A 22871-nucleotide genomic window follows, 5' to 3' on the forward strand; every position below is an offset into this window, starting at 1 on the left:
GTCAGGCGGACGATTCTTCCAGCAATTGAATCAACTCGTACTCCATGAAGTCGGCAAGCCCCAACCAGTCCTGACGCTCCTGGCACTCGAGCATTTGCGTGAGCAACTGCGCCCAGGCCTGCTGCTTCTGCGCACCGGCCGACAGCAATGACTGCTGCGCGCCCTCGAACACATCGACCATGGTCAACGCGGCCTCGACATCACGTCCCAACCGAAACAGCCCGGCGCACTGGTGGCATTCGTCTACCCAGCTTTGCAGCGCAGTCATTGCACGAACTCCTGATTGAACGCTGTACCGGCAATCTGCGCGCCCGCGCGGCTGCTGTTGAAAAACGCCACCTGCGGCTGACTGGCGATGTATCGCTCCAGCACGCACAGATAACCGCGAAAATTGAGCTGGGTACTGACGCGCTCGCCATACCCGTCACGCACCCAGTGTCGCGCCTGATTTACCGACGGCCCCAGGTCACCATCACTCCAGCCGGCATGGGTCTTGTTCATCGGGAAAGCAAAATCGGCGCCGAACAGCGTGATGCGCGCAGCGCCCATCTTCGCCGCCAGGTCCACGGCCGGATGAATCACGCTGCCGCCCACATGCAGCAGTGCCCTGGGGTGCTGCTCACGCAATGCCGCATAGACCGGACTGGCCGAGTAACCGCCATAACGCTTGCCCTTCCAGGCCCTCAGCACCTCGGGATCACTCATGGGCAGGTACACCAGCGGGATGCCGTCGGACTCCTCGAAAGGCAAGTGCCGGAAGCTGATTCGCTGATCGATGCTCACCACATAGTCGGGCACGATCCCGTGCTCGCGCAGTGGCCGGTAAGCGGTATCGACACAAATGAACAACGGACGCCCGGACCGCTCGCGAATCGCCGCCAGGCGCTCGAAGTGCTGCTCCAGCGTCGGCCCGGTGCCGATCACATAAATCTCCCGACCGGTGCAGGTGCCGAACAGCGTCGCCACATCATCGTCGGCGAGCAACACGGGCAGGCAGTCCTGCAGGCGCTGCTGAATGAACGGTGACTGCGGATCGAACTCGCGATTGTTGAAGCTCAGGTGCACTTCGCTGACCAGTCGATCACGAATCTTTGCGTTGAAGTCATCGGCCAGCAGCATTTCGGCAGGCAATGCAAAGAACGGCGTGCAGATGTCGGGCAGGTCGCCGGCGTAGAGCAATTCAACTCGCGGATCCTGCAGCCACTCACGCTGATCGAGCAGTTGCAACACCAGGGTGAACAGCGCGCCATTGAGGATGTGCACATACAAGCGTTCAAGCCCGGCGCGCTCCAGCAACACCGTGGGCAAATCCCCGAGGCCGGTGCCGTAGACATGCAGTTGCGGCTTGTCCGTTGGCAGGCTGGCGGCCTGTATTTGCGCTTCGCGGACACGGTCATGCCGGCTGGTGAGCTGAATGCCGCCAATGCTCAGCGTCGAGCCCAGCCCTTGCGTCAGCTCGGCCTCGATTGCCGAACTGTCTTCGTTCAGCAATCGTGCGAACAGCGTCGGCCAGCGTCGCTCGAAGACTTCAGCGTTAGCTTGGAAAAACTCACTCATGGTGCCTTGCGCTCCCTTCAGGCAAAAAAACAGCGTTCAAGGTTACCCCTTGAACGCTGTTTTTGTATTCGTCGTTCGTACCGGACTCAAGGACGATAAATAATCGCCGAACCCCATGACAAACCGACGCCGAAACCACTGATCGCGATGCGACTCCAGTCGGAATCCATCACGTGTTTTTCCAGCAGCAGCGGCACACTGGACGACACGGTGTTACCGGTCTCGACCATGTCCTTGATGAACTTTTCCGGCTCGCCTTCGAAGCGCCGCGCCACGGCATCGACAATCGCCGCACTGCCCTGGTGGATGCAGAAGGCATCGATGTCATCGGCCTTCAGGCCGGAATCGTCGAGCAGTTCGTGCAGGTGCGCCGGCACCTTGAGCAGAGCGAAGTTGAACACCTGGCGACCGTTCATGAAGAACACGCCATCGGTCACTTTCAAGTGCGGTGCGCCGGAACCGTCAGTACCGAACTTGGCCTTGCCCAGCGCCCAGACCGGGTCTTCGCCCATCCAGGTGGCAGTAGCGGCATCGCCGAACAGCATGGTGGTGTTGCGATCTTCCGGATCAACGATTTTCGAATACGGGTCAGCGGTGATCAGCAGGCCGTTTTTCAAACCGGCGGCTTCCATGAAGCCTTTGATCGCGTAGATGCCGTAGACGTAGCCGGAGCAGCCCAGGGAAATATCGAACGCCGCGACATTGGTCGGCAGCCCGAGCTTGTCCTGGACGATGGCTGCGGTGTGCGGCAGGCCTTCCTCGTCACCGTTCTGGGTGACGACGATCAGCGCATCGATGGATTCACGTTTCAGTTCAGGGTTGTTGGCAAACAGCGCATTGGCCGCTTCAACGCACAGATCGGAGGTTTCCTGTTCCGCGTCTTTGCGTGGGAGGAAGGCCGAACCGATCTTGCCGAGGATGAATTCTTCATCCTTCTCGAATTTTGCACCTTGTGCGTAATTGTCCACGCCGGCTACAGGAACGTAGCTCGCAATGCTTTTTATGCCAATCATTACGGCTTCCCAATAATAAACAGCCCAATACCACCGCTCGCAAGGATTCGAGGGGCGCCGACAAACAGAAAACGGCCGCCACAACGGGCAGCCACGGGGAGCGCAAAGGGCTATCACTGGAACCGAAAACGGGCCAGGCGCCATCTCCCCGGTCATTACAATACAGTGAAGATGCGCGTTATGACTCGCAGGTCACGCTATTTTGCCGAATCGGTGCCAGATCGGGTCATTCGACCAATGACCAGTCCAGCGGCGTACCGCGTTTAATCGGCTGGCGCGCACGGCGCCCGAGGACGGCATCGGTGTGCTTGGGCGGCAGACCGAGACCGGGACGAATGGCGCGCACATTGGCCGCCGTGAAGGGTTCACCGGCCGCCATATCCGCCGTGACGTACAGCGACCGACGGTAAACCAGCGACTTCTGCTCAGCCTCGGTCACGCCGTAATGGACCTGGCCCATGGCCTGCCAGGCACGCTCGGTCTCGATCACCAGACTGGCCAGTTCCGCCGGTTCCAGCGAGAAACTGGCGTCCACCCCACCGGCTGAACGGTCGAGGGTGAAGTGTTTTTCCACCACCGTCGCGCCCAGCGCCACCGCCGCCACCGACACACCGACACCCATCGAATGATCGGACAGACCGACCTCACAACCGAACAGCTCACGCAGATGCGGAATCGTGCGCACGTTGCTGTTGATCGGGGTCGCCGGGTAGGTGCTGGTGCATTTAAGCAGCACCAGATCCTTGCAGCCTGCCTCACGGGCAGCGCGCACGGTTTCGTCGAGTTCGGCGATGCTGGCCATGCCGGTGGAAATGATCAACGGTTTGCCGGTCGCCGCGACACGGCGGATCAGCGGCAGATCGGTGTTTTCGAAACTGGCGATCTTGTAGGCCGGCACATCGAGGCTTTCAAGGAAGTCCACGGCGCTGTCGTCGAACGGTGTCGAAAACGCGAGCATGCCCAATTCCCTGGCCCGGGCGAAGATCGGCGCATGCCATTCCCAGGGCGTGTGGGCCCTTTCATACAGGTCGTAGAGCGAGGTACCGGCCCACAGACTGTTCGGATCCTTGATGAAAAATTCGCCCTCCGCCAGATCCAGGGTCATGGTTTCGGCGGTGTAGGTTTGCAGTTTCAAGGCATGCGCGCCGGCCTTGGCCGCCGCTTCGACAATCTGCAAGGCGACGTCCAGTGACTGGTTATGGTTGCCGCTCATTTCAGCGATGATGAACGGCGGCGCATCGGCACCGATCTGGCGGTTGCCGATATTGAAACTGCTCATTGACGGGATTCCTTCAAAACCTTGGTGAACGCGCAGGCACTCTGGGTGAACCCGGCGTCACGAAAAACATTCATCGAGGGCCGATTGGCCGGCAACACCTGGGCGGTGATGGCGGTCATTTGCGGCCAGTGCGCAGCCACAAAGGCCTCACCCTGCGCCAGCAGCGCCCTGCCCCAGCCGAGACCGAAACGCCCCTCGAACAGATATAGCGAAACTTCCGCCTCAAAGCCGCGCAAATCGTAGCGCAGGACGCCGACCGGGCCATCATCCGCCTCGGCCACCAGCAGCAGCCGCTGAGGATTGCGCAGACTCGCGTCCAGCCAGTTAACGTGCTGCGAGCAATCGATCGCCCCGCTGTCCAGCGACCAGCGGCGCACCGCCTCGGCATTGCGCCCGTCGAACAACAACTGCGCGTCATCCGGCGTCGCCAGACGCAACTTGAGCACCGCGCCGGCCAGTGCCGTCGCCACCCGCAGCGCACCGCGTCCGTCGACCAGTTGCCGCGAACGCTCGGCCAGGCTCTGGCGTAGATAAAAATTGCCCACGACAAAGCCGATGGCAGCGCGCAGTTGCTCGACGCTGACCTGCTCCCGCGCGCCCATGAACACATGCGCGCCGGCCGCCGCCATCACCTCGCCGTTGGCCTGCTGGTTGTTCGACACCGCGATGCAGATCGTCGGCAGGCCCAGGGCCGCGCGCTCCCAACTGGTGCCGCCGCCGGCGCCGATAAACAGGTCGGCCTCGGTCATGCGCCGATGAAAATCGCTGACGAAACTGTGCAGGCGCCAGTGCGGCCGCGTTTCGGCCAGCGCCTGCATCTCTGTCCAGGCCGGGTTGTCGGCACCGGCGACAAAATCCACTTCAAGCGCCGAAATATCCGCCAGCGCCAGCATCGCGTGATGAGTCTGGCGCGCCGCATCGAAACCGCCGAAATTCACCAGCACCCGGCGCGCCACCGGTTTGATCTCGATGGCCGGGCCACTGAATTCTTCGCGCAGCATGGCGAAGCGCGGACCGAGCAGCGTTCGGCACCCGGCCGGCAGCAGCGGCTGATAGTTTTCGCTGAGGCCCGAGAGGTTCTGATTGAGCAGCAGATCCACGCTGTAGCGCCGGGTCGCCAGATCGTCGACGGCGGCAATCCGTGGTGCAAAGCGACGGGCAGCGGTCTGCCAGTGATGGTCGAGGCCGTAATGGTCGGCGATCACCCAGTCAAATCCGGGCTGCCCTTCCAGTTGCGTCGCCAGTGCATCGATATCCGCCTGCCACGGCAGCATCGATTCGATGGCCTGCTCCGGGTCTTCACCGGCATAGCGATCCGGCAACGCGAAGGTCTCGAAGCCTTCGCTCTGCAACGCATCGAGCCGATGCCCCGGCAAACGACGACAGGCGAACGCGACATGAGTGCCTTGCGTGCGCAGCACTCGCGCCAGCGTCAGGCACCGGGCGATGTGGCCGCTGCCGATGGTCGGCGAGGCGTCGGCACGGATCAGCACTCTCATTGCAGTTCCCCGCCAGCCTTGAGGGCGGCGTAAAGGTATTCGGCGCGCTTCCAGTCTTCGACGGTATCGATGTCCTGCACCAGATACCGGGGCAGGATCACCGGCAGACTCGCCGGCGAATACAGCACCTCGCCACCCAGCCAGGCCTCGCGGCGCCCCCAATAGAACTGGCCGGCATCCTGAAAGGCAGCCGGCAGATCCTGCGAACGGGTGTTGCGAAATTCGGGGTACAACGCTGTCAGCGCGCCCTGCCCGTCGAGGGTCAAGGCGCGCTGCACCGGAAAGCCGAAATCGGTGACTGAAAATGCAAAGGACTTGTCCGGATGCTGCGCCAGCAACTCAAAGCCCTGACGCAGAAAGCGCGCCTGCAACAGCGGCGCCGTAGCGTACACACAGCAGGCGTATTCGAAGGCCGGCAGTTGCTGCAGGGCATGCGCGATCACCGCCGCAGTGCCGGTGAAATCATCGGCCAGCTCAGCCGGACGCATGAACGGCACGTGAGCACCGCTGGCCCGCGCCACGTCGGCGATCTCTGCGTCGTCGGTGCTGACCACCACCTGCTCGAACAACCCTGAATCGAGGGCCGTGCGAATCGAACGGACAATCATCGGCACACCGTCGAACGGCTTGAGATTCTTGCGCGGGATGCGTTTGCTGCCCCCGCGGGCCGGGATGATTGCGACGTTGTTCAAGGACGTTTTTCCAGCAGGAACCAGGTGATGTCGTCGACCGGAAACTGCGGATCGCGGTGATAACCGAAGCCGTAGTCCAGCAGTTGCAGATCAGGATAACGGTCAAGCATTTCCCCGGCAAAATCACGCTTGAACAGCTTGCCGCTGTTGCCGCGATAGGACACTTCCACCGGCGAGGGATTGTAGTACTCGGCGATCAGGATGTAGCGCGAACTCAACTCATACAACTGTGCATACGCCGTCGCCAATAGCTCCGGCGCCAGATGGATCAGCACACCTTTGCTCAGGGTCAGGTCGTATTGGCGTTCACGGTGAAAGTCGAACAGCGAACCGTGCCAGATATTCGCAATTTCCAGCGCTCGGGCCTGGGCGCAGGCACTGGCATTGATCTCGACCCCGAACAGCTCGCAGCGCGGCAGCAGCTGACGCAGCGCCTGCAAGTTGTTGCCGGCGTTGGTGCCCAACTCAAGCAGGCTGTCGATTCGCCCGGCCCGGGTCAGCGCCTTGGCGAACAACGCCAGATTGGCCGCCACCAGTGGCTCGCCGACGTTACGGTCAACGTACTGGTTGCCGAATTCGCCCTGCCAGAATTGTTCCTGCTCGCTCAGATCACGCATTACCGTTTTCCATCCACCGCCGCGGCGGCAATCATTCGGTCAACCGACGCAATTGCTCGACCACGTAGTCCTGCTGCTGATCGCTCAGCAACGGGAACAGCGGCAGGCTGATCGCTTCGGCGTAATAACGCTCGGCTTCGGGGAAGTCACCCTCGGCGAAACCCAGGTCACGATAGTACGGCTGCAAATGCACCGGAATGTAGTGCAGGTTCACGCCGATACCGGCGGCACGCAAGCCTTCGAACACCTGACGGTGGCTGAGGCTGATGCGCTCGGTCTGCAAACGCACCACATAAAGATGCCAGGCCGATTCGGCCTCCGGCTGGAGGCTCGGCACAGTCACCGGCAAGTACGCCAGCAAGCGCTCGTAACGCGCGGCCAGCGCCCGGCGACGGGCGATGAACTCGTCCAGTTTGCCCAACTGCGACAGGCCCAGCGCGGCTTGCAGATCGGTAATCCGGTAATTGAAACCCAGCTCGACCTGCTGGTAGTACCACGGGCCGTGGCTGGGCTCGGTCATCTGCTGCGGATCGCGGGTCATGCCGTGGCTGCGCAGGCGTTGCAGACGCTCGGCCAGTTCCGGGCGATTGGTCAGCACCATGCCGCCTTCGCCGCTGGTGATGATCTTCACCGGATGGAAGCTGAACACGGTCATCGCGGCAAATTCACCGCAGCCCACCGGACGCCCGGCATAGCTTGCGCCGACCGCGTGGGAAGCGTCTTCGATCACCGTGAAGTTGTAGCGCTCGGCCAGTTCGGCAATGCGCCGCATGTCGCAGCTCTGCCCGGAGAACGCCACCGCCACCAGCACTTTGGGCAGCGTGCCGTCGCGCTCGGCAGCATCGAGTTTGCTCGCCAGAACTTCGGCATCAAGGTTCCAGGTCAGCGGATCGATGTCCACGAAGTCCACGTCAGCGCCGCAATAACGCCCGCAGTTGGCCGACGCGAGAAAGGTGTTCGGCGTGGTCCACAAACGGTCACCCGCGCCGAGCCCCGCCGCCAGACAGGCAATGTGCAGCGCCGCCGTGGCGTTGCACACCGCCACGGCGAAGTCGGCCTGACAACGCTCGGCCATCGCCTGCTCGAAGCGTTCGATGGTCGGGCCCTGGGTCAACCAGTCGGACTGCAACACCTCGACGACCGCGTCGATGTCCGTCTGGTCGAGGCTCTGCCGACCGTAAGGAATCATACCGAGAGCTTCGCGTGCAGCTCGGCGATCTGCCCCACCGAGAGGAAGTGCGGGTTGGTGTCGGAGCGGTACTCGAAATCTTCGCCGACCGGCACACCACGCTCACCGAGTTTGTCCTCGGCAAAATCCACGTCGACGCTGGTGAAACGGATCGACGGCTGGATGGTGTAGTGATCGGCAAATTCCAGGGTCATCCGCGCATCGTCCAGCGGCACCATCAGCTCGTGCAGTTTCTCGCCCGGACGGATGCCGACGTTCTTGTGCGGCAGATGCTCGGCCATGCCGCGAGCCAGATCGACCACACGGATCGACGGGATCTTCGGCACGAACACTTCGCCGCCGTGCATCCGCGCAAAGCTGTCGAGCACGAACTGCACGCCGTGATCGAGGGTGATCCAGAAGCGGGTCATGCGCTCGTCAGTGATCGGTAGCTCCGTCGCGCCATCGGCGATCAGTTTGCTGAAAAACGGCACCACTGACCCGCGTGAACCGGCGACGTTGCCGTAGCGCACCACGGCGAAACGCGTCTGCTGTTCGCCGGCAATGTTGTTGGCCGCGACGAACAACTTGTCCGACAGCAACTTGGTGGCGCCGTACAGGTTGATCGGGCTCGCGGCCTTGTCGGTGGACAGCGCAACGACTTTCTTCACCCCGTTGTCGATGGCGGCGGCGATGATGTTTTCCGCGCCGTTGACGTTGGTGCGGATGCATTCAGTCGGGTTGTATTCCGCCGCCGGCACCTGCTTCAACGCCGCGGCATGCACCACGTAATCGATGCCGCGCATGGCCTGACGCAGGCGATCGGCGTCGCGCACGTCACCGAGGAAGTAACGCATGCACGGCGCGTTGAACGTCTGCTGCATTTCGTATTGCTTGAGTTCATCCCGGGAGAACACCACCACGCGCTTGGGCTGGTATTGCTCGAGCAGGCGCGCGATGAACTTGCGCCCGAACGAGCCGGTGCCACCGGAGATGAAAATCGATTTACCGTTGAACATGTCTTGAGTCCTGTTCCCTTTACGCCAGCTTCAGGCGATCAACTGCGCCCAATTCAGCGAAGCGCTGTCGTTCAGCACAAAGCCTTTGCCAGTCAGGCTCAGGTTCGCGTTGTACGCCTGATCCCGGGCGAACGCCGCCGCCCATTTTTCCTGCAACGCAGCCAGTGCCTGATCAGCCTGGGCGATATCGCCCTGATGGATGACTTGCACCGATGGCGTCCAGACGGTCAGGTAGCCGGCCTGGCCGGCTTTCAGGCACAGATCGACATCGCTGAAGCCTTCGGTGAATGTGTTGTCGTCCAGACCGCCCAAAGCATCAAACAGTTCTTTGCGCACCATCAGGCACACATTAGAAACCGCCGAGTAGTTCTGATCCACGGACAACCGGTACAGGTAACCCTGGGCGTCGTGTTTTTCGCCGACGAATGCCGAGCCAACCCCATCGTTCATGCCGAGAATCAGACCGGCCTGGCTGATCTTGCCGTCGCGGTCGACCAGTTTCGGGCCGACTACGCCGACTTCCGGACGCAGAGCGTGGTTGAGCAACGAGTCGAGCCAGTTCGGGTTGACCACTTCTGCGTCGGCCGCGAGCAATACCAGATACTCACCCAGCGCCTGCTGGCTGGCCGCGTTGTACAACGCCGGCGCGCTCAGCGGCTGATCAACGCGCAGCACCCGGACTTTCGGATGCTGATAGGTGCCGAGCCAGTCGTTGACTTGCGCTGACTGAGCGCCAGTGGTGGCGACCAGGATTTCGTATTTTTGATAGCGGGTGCGCAACTGCACGCCTTCCAGGCAACGTTGCAGGGCCGGCAGATCGTCGCCTGCCGGCACGATGATCGACACCAGAGGACGATCGCTGTGGTGGTAGTCGATCTGGTAAATGCCCGGCACGGATGAAGTGACCTTGGCCTTGTAGCCACGATTGCCCAGGTGACGCAACAGTGCCAGACGCTCGTGAGCGTTCTCTTCAAGCACCGGTGCCTGAGTGATCAGCAGCGGCTCATCAAGGTGGGCCAGGCTGTTGAGGCCATCCTGCTCGATGATGCGCAGCAGCAGATCGAATTCCAGTGCCTTGCTGTAGTCCGCCGAATAACCACCGGCCTCGACCAGCGCGTCGCGACGAATCAACCAATGACGCGCCATCATCGCTGGCAGGCTCAGGAGCAGATCCAGATTGAAGCCCGGACGGAACACGTCCACCAGCGCACCGTTTTCCGCGCGCTGGATTTCGTCGGTGGACACCGCTCGGCAATCACCGGCGTTCATCAGCTCCAGGCTGGCACGCAACAGGCCGCTGGCGGTGAACTCGTCCCCGGCTTGCGCCAGAAGCACCCAGTCGGATGGCGACTGACTGGCGCTCTGGTTAAGTTTGTCGATCAGGTTGCCCGGCGTCACGCGGACAAAATGCAGGGTGTTCTGTGCGGTGGTGGCCGCCGGTGCTTCACCGGTGGTGAACACAACGATCCTGAACGTCTTGCACTGGCCTTCGAGCAAGCTGTCGAGGCTGACTTGCAGCTTGTCGATATCGTTGTCCAGATCCAGCAGGAAAATACCGAACTGCTGACCGCCACCGTTGACGGCCAGATGCTCGGCAATCGCCTCGACCTGTCCGGCTTGCGGTTGACGCGAATCCAGCCACTTGAGCAGCCGGCCGGACTGCATGGCGTCGAACGTGCGATGGTGATCTTCCACCGTCAGCGCATCGAGCCGTGCAATCCAGTCACGCATTTTTTGCGCTTCTTCGTCTTCTCCCGACAATTCCAGTTGCGCCACCAGACGCTTGTTCACGGTACGGTTGAAGGCATTGAGGTCGTGGGCCTGCCACAGACGCTCGAGCACACTGTCCTGCGTGTCGTTATTGCGCGCCTGGAGCAGATGCGCCTGACGCGTCCACACCCCTTCGAGCCCCTGCAATTGAACGCGGCCGGCGGGCATCGCGTGCAGCATGAATTCGAACTGCGCCAGACGATCGAAGAATGCCTGGTTATAGAACGGCATTTCGACGTATTGCAACGGCCCGAAACGACGATCCGGCACCTTGAGCACCTGATTCCAGGTGGACTGGACAATCAGTTCCGCCGTCAGCGCCCGACCGCTTTGCAGGCTGTCGACCATGGCTTCGAAACTTTGCAGGGCAAACGCTTTGCTCTGTTCTGCATCCAGGCCCTGGATCGCAGTAGGCAACCCGGCGAGGAATTCAGCAAAGGCTTCACGCTCGGCCACCGACTTCGCGTCGGCGTACGTCAGCGAGTGGTAAACCTCGGTGCTGTGCTCGGAGTTGCCGTAGTTGATCTCGCGCACCACGTAAGGAATCGGCAGGATACGCGCCTTGGCACTGGCCAGCAGGAAGTACACGTGGCCGATTTCCTGCCATTGGAAACTGGTGCCTGGCGGCAGTGCCGAATGCCAGGTCTTCATCAGGTCGGTACGGGTCACCGCGTAGAACGGCGGGATGTACTGACTCATGTAATCGATGACCCGATCCTGAGCCTTCTCGGACGAGTAATCCTCCATGACTTTCTTGTCACGGCGGTAGTAGCTCACATCACCGGCCATCGACAGGTACATCAGGCAGTAGCCGTGGCACATGCCGTAGTCGGGATTTGCCTGGAGGAAGCCCACCGACTCGGTCAGCGAATCGTGCAGGATGAAGTCGTCGTCGGCCGCCAGCACCATATACGGCGTGGTCAGTTGCTCCACGCCATAGGCCAGTTTGGCCTGCATGCCCCAGTAGGCGAACTGCGGCACGTGGTGATATTCGACCGCGGAAAAGTCACCTTCAGGGCGTTCGGCCGTGGAGTCCAGCACCATGATTTTGCAGGGCAAGCTGCTGTAATACTTCACCGCCCGACGCAGGAACGCCGGACGATTGTGCGTAATCAGCACTACGGTCAACAACTCGTTGAGCGGTAGCGTCAGTTCAGAACTGTACTTGCCTTGCATAACTTCTCTCCACAACCGGCGACTCGCCGAGACAACGCTTTGGTGATGTTGCGAATTAACGAACGCGACGCAGATAGCCGTCCGGCGCCACGGTGATCAGCAGCTTGTTCTGCAGCTGAACATCGATCTCGAAATCCTTGTTCTCTTCCAGGTATTTCCACACGGCAGTCTTCGGGTTATCGCCCGGGCCCCATGGACGATCCGGGAAGAAATCGGCCGGCATGTCTTCAACCACGGTGTCCATCACCACGCAGTAGCTGTCGACCGACACCAGTGGCGCGTAGAGGCGCAGCTCTTCGAGCACGTGGTCGTGAGTGTGGTTGGAATCGAGCACCAGAATGACTTTCTTGCCTTCGGCAGCCGCACGCACCTGGGCAGCGATGGCCGGGTCGATGCTCGATCCTTCGATCATCTTGATGCGCTTGCTCATCGGGTGGCTTTCGATGGCTTCACGGTTGTGCGGACGAATGTCCAGATCGATGCCCAGCACTTCACCGTGACCTTGCAGTTCCAGCAGGGAGGCGTAGTAGATGATCGAACCGCCGTGGGCGATGCCGCACTCGATGACCAGATCCGGCTTCACCTGCCAGATGATTTCCTGCATGGCCATCATGTCTTGCGGCAGCTGGATGATCGGACGGCCCATCCACGAGAAGTGGTAGCTGTACTTGTGCTTGGCCGATTCGTTGAAGAAATCGCGGGCCAGGCCCGTCAGTTTCTGGTCGTCACCCTGCTGGGCGATCTGCTCGCGGCATTCGGCTTCAAAAGCTTTGTTGATGCTGTTGTCGGTCATTTTCAAAATCTCAAGGGTCACTGGAACGAAGCGCTGTCGACGGCGTGATAGACGTAACGTCCACCGGTCATCCGCTTGATCTCTTCGAGGTAATTGGAATTCATCACAAACAGGTTGGCGCCCTCGGGCAAGGCGTCCATCGCCTCTTGCGGCGAGGACACCCGGGCACCGCTCAGGGGCAGGTAACGCCCCTGCTTGGCCGGGTTGATATCGACCACGCGATCCACCGCCACGCCGGCGCGTTGCAGGAACAGCGAATAGATCACGCCTTTTGACGAGGCGCCCCAGATCGCCGAACCCTGCTCGGGCGCGCCCTGGATGATCTGCACCGCGCGCTCGAGGCTGGCGGTGAAATCGTCCGGCAAGGCCAGGCGCGGCACCGATTGTTCCGGGGTCAGGCGCAACGTGGCGAGGTCAGCGACGATGTACAGGTACTGGCCACCGAACAGGTGACCGGCCTCGTGCACGGTGCCGAACATCCGGCGCAGGTCATCGAGGCGGAAGTAATTGACGTGCTCGTAGAACAGGTCGAACCAGGCGCGGTGTTCAAGGATCCAGTCGAAGCACGGCACTTCGATGTAGATCTGCCCGCCGCCCTGATTGGCTTCGGCGATCACCGCCAGAAAGCTCAGCGGATCCTGGATGTGTTCCAGCACATGACGTAGCACGATGGCGTCCGCCTCAAGTCCCAGACCACGGTTGAACGGCGCCTTGATCACGTCGGCGTTCTCGCCTTCGTAGGCCGGGTCGATGCCGGTGATGCGGTAGCCCTGACCCTTGAGCAGCTCCAGGAAATAACCCTTGCCGCAGCCGACTTCGATCAGTTCCTGGCCCTTGAAGTGCCGGGCAATGATGCCTTCGACATCGCTCAGGTGCTTCTGGAACTGGCCGGAATGCGCCTGTTCGTTCTGGTAGTCGGCGTCGTAGCTGAGCTTGTCGGCGTCGAACGCCGCATTGAAGATCAGACCGCTGCGCTCATCCTGCACCAGCAACATGTCGGCGCTGGCCGATGCCTTCGCCGATTCGGGATCGGCAAAGGTACGGTTCTGCAGCACCGGCAGGTCGGTGACCCGATACAACTCGTGCCTCATTGCGGCTCTCCCAATAACTGTTGCAAGCGCTCGGTCACCGCCCAGAACGCCAGCGGTTCGTGGGTCGGATACGGGTAGTGGCCGAGGTTCAGGCCGATGGTCGCGCCGCGCTCACGCACGCGCTTTTCGACCAGCGCCCGCACCGAAACCGGCTGGCCGCTGGCGCAGTTGATCGTGCCGTCGAAATCGCGTTTGTGCAGGATCGCGGCGAGGTACGCGGTGGCTGTTTCAATCGCCAGGAAGTCCCGCAGCTGTTCACCGGCCGACATGTTGAACGTCGCATCGCCGGCATCGATTGCCCGGTCCAGCGCCGCCAACAGACTGTTGGGGTTCTGCCCGGCGCCGTGCAGGTAGAACAGCCGTGCCCACTGCAGGGTGAACGAATGCTCCTGCTGCAGATTCTGCATAAACAGGTGCAGGGTGTGTTTGGCCAGACCGTAAGGATTGGCCGGCTGCGCGTCGTTCTGTTCGCTCAGCGGGCCGCTCTGCATGCCGTATTCGAAGCAGGTGCCGGTCACCAGCACCTGCTTCACGCCCGCCTCTACCGCGCCTTTGATGAAGCGATAGTCGGCCATCAGGTTGTGCTCGAAATGGAACAGCGCCCGATAGTTTGGCAACCCCGGCCAGGCCAGGTGCGCGAGTGCATCGACGCAATCGGTCAGCGCCGCGACATCCAGATCCGTCGCGTGAATATCCGCGCTCACGAACTCGACGTCATTGATCCACGGCATGTCCGCGGCTTTCTGCGCGTCGCGCGCAACCGCCCGCACCGTGCAGCCACGGGCCAGCAACGCTGCGACCAGATGCCGACCGACGAAACCCGTGGCCCCGGTGACCAGAACCTTCACAGCACGCTCAACTCAGGCACGGCGATCACGAAGCGACCGTCCCACTCACGCACCTGGGCCAGTTGCTGACTGACTTCGTGCAACAGGTTCCATGGCAGCACCAGCACGTAATCCGGCTTCTCGATATCGATCTGCGCCGGCGCGACAATCGGGATGCGGCTGCCCGGCAGAAACTTGCCCTGCTTGTGCGGGTTGGCATCGGCGACCCAGGCCAGCAGATCCGGTTTGACCCCGGCGTAGTTGAGCAAGGTGTTGCCCTTGGCAGCGGCGCCATAACCGACCACACGTTTGCCGTCGGCCTTGGCCTGCAACAGGAAACGCAGCAGGTCATGCTTGATGCGCTCGGCGGCCGGCGCCAGCGTCGCGTAGTACCCGGTGGTTTTCACCCCGGCATCGAGTTCGGCCTGCAACTGCTGTTGCACGGCCGGCTGCACGGCGCGGCGTTCGCCATCCTTGCGCTGGACGAACACCCGCAGCGATCCGCCGTGGGTGGTCAGCTGGCTGACGTCGAACACTTCCAGGCCGTTGCGTTCGCACAGCGTCTGCACGGCAGTCAGGGACAGGTACGAATAGTGTTCGTGATACAGCGTGTCGAACTGCGCGCCCGCCATCAGCGTCAGCAGTTGCGGGAATTCGAAGGTGGCGACGCCGGTCGACTTGAGCAGCGTGGCGAAACCACCGAGGAAATCGTTGATATCCGGCACGTGAGCGAGCACGTTGTTGGCGGCCATCAGGTCGGCGGCCCAGCCTTCGCTTTTCAGCTGGGCGGCGGTGTCGCGACCGAAGAACAGTTCACGGATCTCCAGGCCTTTTTCCCGTGCCGCCTGCGCGGTGCTGCGGGTCGGCTCGACGCCCAGGCACTGGATGCCGCGACCGGCCACGTATTGCAGCAGGTAGCCGTCGTTGGCCGCGACTTCCACCACCCGACTGTCGGCGGTCAGGCCGAAGCGCTCGACCATCTCGGCCACATAACGCTCGGCGTGGGCCAGCCAGGTGCTGGAGAACGAACTGAAGTAGGCGTACTCGGCGTCGAACAGGCTGTCGGCGCTGGTGTAATCCTCGGTCTGCACCAGCCAGCACTCTTGGCACACGGCGACCTTCAGCGGCACCCATTGTTCGGCCTGCTCCAGCCGATCGGCATGCACATAGGCGTTGGACGGTGGCGAGGTGCCGAGATCGATCAGCGGCAAGCTCAGCGGTGCGGCGCACCCACGGCAGTTCATAGACGCACTCCAGCAAAGTGTTGATCGAGCGCGGGATGGCTGGAATCCCGGGCTGACAAATTATTGACAGGCAACGGCCAGGCGATCGCCAGCCGTGGATCGTTCACTGACAGACCGCCCTCGTGCTCCGGCGCGTAATCGGCGCTGTGCAGGTAAAGCAGTTCGGCATCTTCGGTGAGGGTCTGGAAACCGTGGGCGAAGCCGGCCGGAATCAGCAGGCTGCGTCCGTCGCCGGCCTTCAGGTGCTCGGCGTGCCAGTGCAGGAAGGTTTCCGAGTCCGGGCGCAGGTCTACCGCCACGTCCCACACCTCACCGCGCAGGCAGGTGATCAGTTTGGCTTCCGGCGCGTTGGCATTCTGGTAATGCAGACCGCGCACACTGCCCTTCTCGCGGGTGCAGGAATGGTTGATCTGGCGGATGTGAAATTCACTGCCGAACGCCTTCAGGCTGCCTTCGCAGAACAGCCGGGCGAAGTGCCCGCGCTGATCTTCGAAGCGTTTGTGCTGGACGCTGAACAACCCGGCCAGCGGCAACGGTTTCAAGGAAAACTCGCTCACAGCGCGCCCCGGTACAGGTTCAGTTGGCCGAGGGTCACGGTGCGCATGTCATCGCCGTTCTGCCACGCCAGGTGCCAGTCGAGGGTCTGGGTCAGGCATTGCTGCAACGACCAGCGCGGCTGCCAGCCCAACACCTGACGGGCGCGGCTGCTGTCCAGGCGCAGCAGACCAGCTTCGTGCAGGTCACTCTTTTCGAGGCGCAGGCCACGGGCCTGAGGCCATCGGTTGGCGAGCAGTTCGACCACTTCGCCGACGCTGCACATGTCCGTTTCACCCGGGCCGAAGTTCCACGCACCAGCGTATTCCGGGCCTTCTTCATAGAGCCCGGCGGCCAGTTGCAGGTAGCCGGCCAGCGGCTCCAGCGCGTGCTGCCACGGGCGCACGGCTTGCGGGTAACGCAGGGTCACCGGCTCGTCGGCCGACCAGGCTTTCAGGACATCGGGAATCAGCCGTTCAGGAGCGAAATCACCGCCGCCCAACACGTTGCCGGCCCGCGCAGTGGCCAGCGCCAGACCGTGCTCGGCGTACTTGTCGGCCGGGAAGAACGATGCCGCGTAAGACTGCGCCAGCAACTCGCAGCACGCCTTGCTGCTGCTGTAAGGGTCGTGTCCACCGAGGGCTTCGTCCTCGCGGTACGGCCACAGCCATTCCTTGTTGGCGTAGACCTTGTCGGTGGTCACCAGCACGCAGGCCCGCACGCAACCGACCTGACGAATCGCTTCGAGCAGATTGAGGGTGCCCATGACGTTGCTCGAATAAGTGCCGAGCGGATCGCGATAACCTTCGCGCACCAGCGGCTGGGCTGCCAAGTGCAGGACGATCTCCGGCTCGGTGTCAGCGATGATCTCAAGCAAGGCGCCGAGGTCACGCAGGTCGCCACGCTGATCGTTGATGCCTTCGCTCACGCGCGCCAGTTCGAACAGGCTCGGCTCGGTCGACGGATCGAGGGAAAAACCGCTGACTTGCGCGCCGAGGCTTTGCAGCCACAGGGTCAGCCAGCTGCCCTTGAAACCGGTGTGACCGGTGACCAGAACCCGCTTGCCGCGCCAGAACTCAGGACTCAGGCCCATTGCTTCCATGGGGCCTCCCCGCTCTGCCACAGTGCTTCGAGATGGTTCTTGTCGCGCAGGGTATCCATTGGATGCCAGAAACCTTCGTGTTCGAAGGCTTTGAGTTGTTCGTCCTGGGCCAACTGAGCCAGGGGCTCCGCTTCCCAGGTGGTTTCGTCACCGGCGATGTACGACAGGACTTTTGGCGACAGCACGAAGAAGCCGCCATTGATCCAGCCGCCGTCGCCGCGCGGTTTTTCGGTGAAGCCGAGGACCTGATCGCCATGGCGCTCAAGGGCGCCGTAGCGGCCCGGCGGCTGCACGGCGGTGACGGTCGCCAGACGGCCGTGACCCTTGTGGTAGTCAACGAGTTGCGCAATGTTGATGTCGGAGACGCCGTCGCCGTAGGTGAAGCAGAACGCCTCTTCATCCTTGAGGTAACGGCCGGCACGCAGCAGACGGCCACCGGTCATGGTTTCCTCGCCGGTGTCGATCAGGGTGACGCTCCACGGCTCGCTGTAGTTCTGGTGCACGTCCATGCGGTTGTTGCGCATGTCGAACGTGACGTCGGAGGTGTGCAGGAAGTAGTTGGCGAAGAAGTCCTTGATCGCGTAGCCCTTGTAGCCGAGGCAGATCACGAAGTCGTGGATTCCGTGGGCGGAATACTGCTTCATGATGTGCCAGAGAATTGGCTTGCCGCCGATCTCGATCATCGGCTTGGGCTTGAGGTGCGACTCTTCACTGATGCGCGTGCCGAGGCCACCCGCCAAAATAACTGCCTTCATCGTCTCCCCTCTTCTACGTCACAGGGCTCGGCCTCGCTGCTGCAGGCCTTTGCGGCTGAACCTTTGCCAGTCCGGGCGCAGGTGAATGACCGCGAGCGCTCGTTTTATGGCGATTTGAGGGGGACTTGCAGGAAACGCGCCAGCTCCGCCAGCACCGCGTCGGCGAGGAAATGCAGGCATGAAAAAAGGGATGAATCCGTTGCCGGACTCATCCCTTCATCAAGCTACTTCAATCAATCGGGCGGATCAGCCAAACATCGCGAACCCATCGATCGTGGCCGGCAGGTCGTAGACCTGACCGTCAGCGGTCTGCAGATGCTCGATTTTGTTGTACCCGGCATACCCGGGATACCCGGCAGACTCGGCGTACCAGCCTTGCAGTTTCACGCCGCTGTCGGGAACGCCGACGCTGCCGTCGTTGGTGCCATGCAGATAGGCGTCATCACCGATGCGAGTGACGTTCAGCTGGCTGAGATTGGCGACAGTATTCAGGATCAGCGTGTCATTGAGGTCCCAGCCTTCGTCCTGAATCGTTACCAGCCCGGTGGTGTTCACGATGTAGGTATCGTCACCCATACCGCCCAGTGCGATGCCGCCAGTGCCCGATTGCCCCGGGAGATTGAGGTTCAGCACGTCGTTGCCGCTGCCACCGGACAACAGATAGCTATTGCCGGTGCCGGTGAGCACGTCATAACCGTCATCACCAAAGGCACTGCCGTCGTGGACCGTGATGGTGTCACTGCCCTGATCACCGTGGGCCACTGTACCCAGGTCATTCACGGCGCTGACGATAACATCATCGCCCGAGCCGCCAGACAGCGTGTCGGCCTGCGCGACATCTCCATCGAGACCTGATTTCAGTCCGCCGTAGAGGTGATCGTTGCCATCGTTGCCATTGATCACATCGTCGCCGTTGCCACCTTCCAGGATCGCGTCCTCGCGGCCGGCATCCATCACATCGTTGAAACGACTGCCTTGCAGACCTTCGACGTCGTAATACATGTCCCCTTCAGCTGTACCGTTCTGGCCAATCCTCCACAGGTTGACCACCACACCCGTATCGCTGTCGTCATAGCTGACGATGTCCGTTCCCGCGCCACCGATGAAGACATCCCGTCCGGCGCCACCGTAGAACAGGTCATTGCCGCTGCCGCCGAAGATGTGGTTGTCGGAATCGTTGCCATAACCGGTGAAATCGGCCGTGCCGGTGTAGGTCATTTTCTCGATGAACGGGTCCATTTTCATGACCGACAGGCTGGTGTACAGCTCGTCATAACCCATGCCTGAGTCTGACTCGATGATGGTCACACCCTCGCTGTTGATCGTGTAGACGTCGCTGCCCCAGCCACCTTCGAAGGTCACGCCACCGGAGTTGGCGGTGAAGTGATCGTCCAGGTTCGTTCCGACAACCTTTTCCACATTGATAAAGGTGTCGCCTTCGGCGTAACCGCCGGAACCGAAGCCCTTGCCATCACGAAACTCGATACTGACCGCATCGTTGGAAGGGCTGTAATCGACGGCGTCAAAGCCATCGGCACCGTCCATGACCATCGTGCTTGCGCCCGCGAAGATCACATCGTTGAAGTTCGAACCCTGCACGGCCTCGATGCTCGAGTAGGTATCGCCCCATGCAATGCCGGTGGCGCCCCAAATGCTGGAGAGTTCGATACTGACGCCTTCAAGGCTGTCGGTGTAGCTGACGGTGTCGAATCCTTCACCGCCAAAGAACTGATCGCCACCGTCACCGCCCCACAGAATGTCATTGCCGGCACCTGCGATAATCACGTTCGCCCCGGCATTGCCGTAACCCTTGAAGTCGCCGGTGCCAGTGAATGTCATCTTGTCGAGGAACGGGTCCATCTTCTGGATGTTGACGCTGGTGCGCAATTCGTCATAACCGCCGTACTCGTCTTCGATAATCGACACGCCTTCGCTGCCGACGATGTACACATCATCGCCGTTATCGCCTGCCAGCGTGACGCCGGCGATCGAACTGGCGAGGGTGTCACCGTGGGCGCTGCCGATGACTTTTTCGATGCCAACCAGGGTATCGACGGAGCCGCCCGCCTTGGAGACAGTGGCCAGTCCCTCGCGGAAATCGACGCTGACGCCTTGCGGCATCACCTGATAACTCACCGAATCGAACCCTTCTCCGCCATCCAGCAGATCGGACCCCGCGGTCCCCCAGATCTGATCATCCGACTCCAGTCCGTAGAGTTCGTCATTGCCTTCACTGCCGCTCATGAGGTCGGCTTCACTCGTTCCATAAATCACTGACATCTGCTACTTCCTTGCGTGGTTGAAAACCGGTTTGATCCCTCAGCTGCCGAGTGCACACCTGCAGCCGCATTGCGATTGCAGGTGTGCGATTCAGTGGTCAGCCAAACATCGCGAACGCATCACTGTTAGCCGGCAGATTGATGGTCTGCTTATCGGCTGTCACGATCTGCTCGATGGTGTCGGAACCGGCAAACCAGTCCTTCAGGCGCACGCCCTCGTCTGGCGTCTGACCGGCTGAAACGCTGTAACGGTGCAGATAGAGGTCATCGCCGACACGGTCGACTTGCAGTTCCGAAGCGCGAATGTACGACAGCACAATCTTGTCGCCACGGCTGGTGCCGTTGTCCTGAAGGGTGACCAATGCCGAAGTGTCGATTGTGTAGGTATCGTCACCTTCACCACCGAAGGCCGAACCGCCGGACTTCAGTATCAGATTGTCATTGCCTTCACCACCGTCGGCCATGCCATGAAACACGGTGATGGTGTCATCGCCCGCTTCGCCATACGCGCGGCTGCCGGTGTCGTTGGCCGCGGTGAGAATCGTGTCGTTGCCATTGCCGCCGTAGAGCGTGTCAGCCTGAGCTCCTGCATTGGGTGCCGAACTGGCTAACGGCCCGGCCACGGAAACCAGGCCTCCATAAATGAAGTCGGCACCGTCGCCGCCATAAATCACGTCGTTGCCGGTGTTGCCCTCAAGAAAATCGACGGCCGAACTTCCGGTCAACGTATCGTTGAATTGGCTGCCGATCACTCGCTCGATATTGAGCAGCACATCACCTTGAGCATCGCCGCCTTCGTTGAAGCTGGTCTGCAGATTGATGTTCACAGCGGCCTTGCTGTTGATGTACCAGGCGGTGTCATGCCCTTCACGCCCATCGATCAGGTCCGCACCGGAGCCACCGATGAAGTTGTCACCGAATGCCGTTCCGGACAGGGTGTCGTTGAAATTGCTGCCCTGGAAAAACTCGATTCCGGTGTAGGTATCGCCGGCCGCGTCACCCGCATTGACCTTGGTTTTCAAATCAATGGTGACAGCGCTATCGGATTGCTCGTAGCTGACCATGTCCATGCCCAGCAACCCGTCAAAGGCCATGGCCGCGCTGTCAGCGATGAAAATGTCATCGGCTATCGTGCCGCTCAATCCCTCGATGCTGACGTAGGTATCACCGGCTGCAATCCCGGAGTGGATCCCGGTTTTCAGGTTGATGGTCACGCCGATGGTGGTGTCGGTGTAGCCGACCGTGTCGAATCCGGCTCCACCGATGAACCGGTCGGCACCGGCACCGCCATAGAGCGTGTCGTTGCCGGAACCGCCGGTGATGATGTTGTCGATCGCATTGCCGTAGCCCGTGAAGGCGCCAGTACCGGTATACGTCAGAATTTCGACGTTAGCCCTCAGACTTTGCTGTCCGAATGTCGTACGCACCTCGTCAATGCCACCGTCGACCTTCTCGATCACCTCGCTGACATTGGTGCCATTGATGTAATAAACATCGTCACCCGCACCGCCTTCCAGGGTCATGGTCCCGCCCGCGACATAGAACGTGTCGTTGAACGCTGTGCCGATCACCTTCTCGATGTTGGTCAAGGTGTCGCCCTGAGCATCTCCACCGATGCCGGCACGGCCGGTGCCACTGGCTACGAGTTCGATGTTGATCGCTTCAGCAGACGTTGAATAATCCACCGCATCTGCCAGCCCGTCACTACCGTCAAAAGCAAACACCCGGCTGTCGGCAACAAAGATGTCATTGACGCTCGATCCCTTGATCACCTCGATGTCGGTGTAGGTATCCCCCGCTGCAATCCCGGAATTGACCCCGGTCTTGAAGTTGAGCGTTACACCCACGGTGCTGTCGGTGTAGTCCACGGTGTCTCTGCCCGCACCACCGATGAATTGGTCCGCGCCAGCGCCGCCCTGGAAAATATCGTTACCGATGCCGCCCGTGATGATGTTATCGCTGGCGTTGCCAAATCCGGAAAAGTTGACGGTTCCGGTATAGGTCAGTCGTTCGACGTTGGCCGACAGGTATTGAACTTCATAATTGGTACGGACCTCGTCATTTCCGCCGCCAGCCTGCTCGATCACCGTGGCGACCCGCGTACCGTTGATGATGTAAACATCGTCACCTGCACCGCCTTCGACGGTCACGGTCGCGCCCGCGACGTTGAACGTGTCGTTGAAGGCCGTGCCAATCACCTTCTCGATGCTGGTCAAGGTATCGCCCTGAGCATCACCACCGATGCCGGCACGACTGGTGCCACTGGCTACGAGTTCGACATTGATCGCCTCGGCAGACGTCGAGTAATCCACCACGTCAGCCGCTCCGCCACTACCGTCAAAAGCAAACACCCGGCTGTCGGCAACAAAGATGTCATTGACGCTCGATCCCTTGATCACCTCGATGTCGGTGTAGGTATCCCCCGCTGCGATCCCGGAATTGACCCCGGTCTTGAA

19 protein-coding genes are annotated in these 22871 nt (G+C 61.2%); all 19 read right to left on the bottom strand.

All coding sequences use genetic code 11. The features are described 5' to 3' along the window. Position 1: 1 nt before the first annotated feature. Positions 2-268, bottom strand: a complete 267-nt coding sequence (locus K5E37_RS05595; RefSeq protein WP_085605770.1) for a hypothetical protein — start codon at positions 266-268, stop codon at positions 2-4. After that, entirely contained in the window at positions 265-1557 is a 1293-nt protein-coding gene (locus K5E37_RS05600) for a motility associated factor glycosyltransferase family protein (protein ID WP_221533342.1), read from the bottom strand. Before K5E37_RS05600 ends, K5E37_RS05595 begins: the two co-directional genes overlap by 4 nt. An 86-nt stretch (positions 1558-1643) precedes the next feature. Continuing rightward, the gene (locus K5E37_RS05605) at positions 1644-2570 is read right to left on the bottom strand and encodes a ketoacyl-ACP synthase III (protein ID WP_007958310.1); all 927 of its coding nucleotides are present in this window, start codon (positions 2568-2570) and stop codon (positions 1644-1646) included. Between the two features lie 226 nt (positions 2571-2796). Further along, positions 2797-3849, bottom strand: coding sequence for a pseudaminic acid synthase (gene pseI / locus K5E37_RS05610; RefSeq protein WP_221533343.1), 1053 nt, complete (start codon positions 3847-3849; stop codon positions 2797-2799). Further along, positions 3846-5348, bottom strand: a complete 1503-nt coding sequence (pseG, locus tag K5E37_RS05615) for a UDP-2,4-diacetamido-2,4,6-trideoxy-beta-L-altropyranose hydrolase (RefSeq protein WP_221533344.1) — start codon at positions 5346-5348, stop codon at positions 3846-3848. The genes pseI and pseG overlap by 4 nt, the downstream gene beginning before the upstream one ends. Beyond that, positions 5345-6040: a pseudaminic acid cytidylyltransferase gene (gene pseF, locus K5E37_RS05620; protein ID WP_085605762.1), complete on the bottom strand. Its 696-nt coding sequence runs from the start codon at positions 6038-6040 to the stop codon at positions 5345-5347. Before pseF ends, pseG begins: the two co-directional genes overlap by 4 nt. Next, the gene (locus K5E37_RS05625) at positions 6037-6657 is read right to left on the bottom strand and encodes a pseudaminic acid biosynthesis-associated methylase (protein ID WP_085605760.1); all 621 of its coding nucleotides are present in this window, start codon (positions 6655-6657) and stop codon (positions 6037-6039) included. Before K5E37_RS05625 ends, pseF begins: the two co-directional genes overlap by 4 nt. A 31-nt stretch (positions 6658-6688) precedes the next feature. Next, positions 6689-7846: a UDP-4-amino-4,6-dideoxy-N-acetyl-beta-L-altrosamine transaminase gene (gene pseC / locus K5E37_RS05630; protein WP_221533345.1), complete on the bottom strand. Its 1158-nt coding sequence runs from the start codon at positions 7844-7846 to the stop codon at positions 6689-6691. After that, positions 7843-8844 (bottom strand): UDP-N-acetylglucosamine 4,6-dehydratase (inverting), encoded by a 1002-nt coding sequence (pseB, locus tag K5E37_RS05635; RefSeq protein ID WP_007958320.1) that lies wholly within the window; start codon positions 8842-8844, stop codon positions 7843-7845. Before pseB ends, pseC begins: the two co-directional genes overlap by 4 nt. 30 nt (positions 8845-8874) lie before the next feature. After that, positions 8875-11790, bottom strand: a complete 2916-nt coding sequence (locus K5E37_RS05640) for a TIGR00180 family glycosyltransferase (protein WP_221533346.1) — start codon at positions 11788-11790, stop codon at positions 8875-8877. A gap of 55 nt (positions 11791-11845) precedes the next feature. Beyond that, positions 11846-12583, bottom strand: a complete 738-nt coding sequence (locus tag K5E37_RS05645; protein WP_007958324.1) for a cephalosporin hydroxylase family protein — start codon at positions 12581-12583, stop codon at positions 11846-11848. Between the two features lie 17 nt (positions 12584-12600). Beyond that, the gene (locus tag K5E37_RS05650) at positions 12601-13674 is read right to left on the bottom strand and encodes a class I SAM-dependent methyltransferase (protein ID WP_221533347.1); all 1074 of its coding nucleotides are present in this window, start codon (positions 13672-13674) and stop codon (positions 12601-12603) included. Then, the gene (locus tag K5E37_RS05655; RefSeq protein WP_221533348.1) at positions 13671-14522 is read right to left on the bottom strand and encodes an NAD(P)-dependent oxidoreductase; all 852 of its coding nucleotides are present in this window, start codon (positions 14520-14522) and stop codon (positions 13671-13673) included. Before K5E37_RS05655 ends, K5E37_RS05650 begins: the two co-directional genes overlap by 4 nt. Then, on the bottom strand, positions 14519-15745 hold the full coding sequence (locus tag K5E37_RS05660) for a class I SAM-dependent methyltransferase (RefSeq protein ID WP_221533349.1): 1227 nt from the start codon (positions 15743-15745) through the stop codon (positions 14519-14521). Before K5E37_RS05660 ends, K5E37_RS05655 begins: the two co-directional genes overlap by 4 nt. Continuing rightward, entirely contained in the window at positions 15742-16302 is a 561-nt protein-coding gene (gene rfbC, locus K5E37_RS05665; protein WP_007958330.1) for a dTDP-4-dehydrorhamnose 3,5-epimerase, read from the bottom strand. Before rfbC ends, K5E37_RS05660 begins: the two co-directional genes overlap by 4 nt. Beyond that, a complete protein-coding gene (gene rfbG, locus K5E37_RS05670; protein ID WP_221533350.1) occupies positions 16299-17381 on the bottom strand; it encodes a CDP-glucose 4,6-dehydratase in 1083 nt (360 codons plus the stop codon). Before rfbG ends, rfbC begins: the two co-directional genes overlap by 4 nt. Beyond that, positions 17363-18136 carry a glucose-1-phosphate cytidylyltransferase gene (gene rfbF, locus K5E37_RS05675; protein ID WP_085605742.1) on the bottom strand — a complete coding sequence of 258 codons (774 nt, stop codon included), beginning with the start codon at positions 18134-18136 and terminating at the stop codon, positions 17363-17365. The genes rfbG and rfbF overlap by 19 nt, the downstream gene beginning before the upstream one ends. A gap of 246 nt (positions 18137-18382) precedes the next feature. Next, positions 18383-20416 carry a calcium-binding protein gene (locus tag K5E37_RS05680; RefSeq protein WP_085605741.1) on the bottom strand — a complete coding sequence of 678 codons (2034 nt, stop codon included), beginning with the start codon at positions 20414-20416 and terminating at the stop codon, positions 18383-18385. A 97-nt stretch (positions 20417-20513) separates the two neighbouring features. Next, positions 20514-22871: calcium-binding protein (locus K5E37_RS05685; protein WP_221533351.1), on the bottom strand; the 2358-nt coding region annotated here is incomplete at its 5' end.

Origin of the sequence: Pseudomonas sp. RIT778 (assembly GCF_019718735.1) — a bacterium.
GTDB classification, from domain to species: Bacteria; Pseudomonadota; Gammaproteobacteria; order Pseudomonadales; family Pseudomonadaceae; genus Aquipseudomonas; species Aquipseudomonas aphyarum.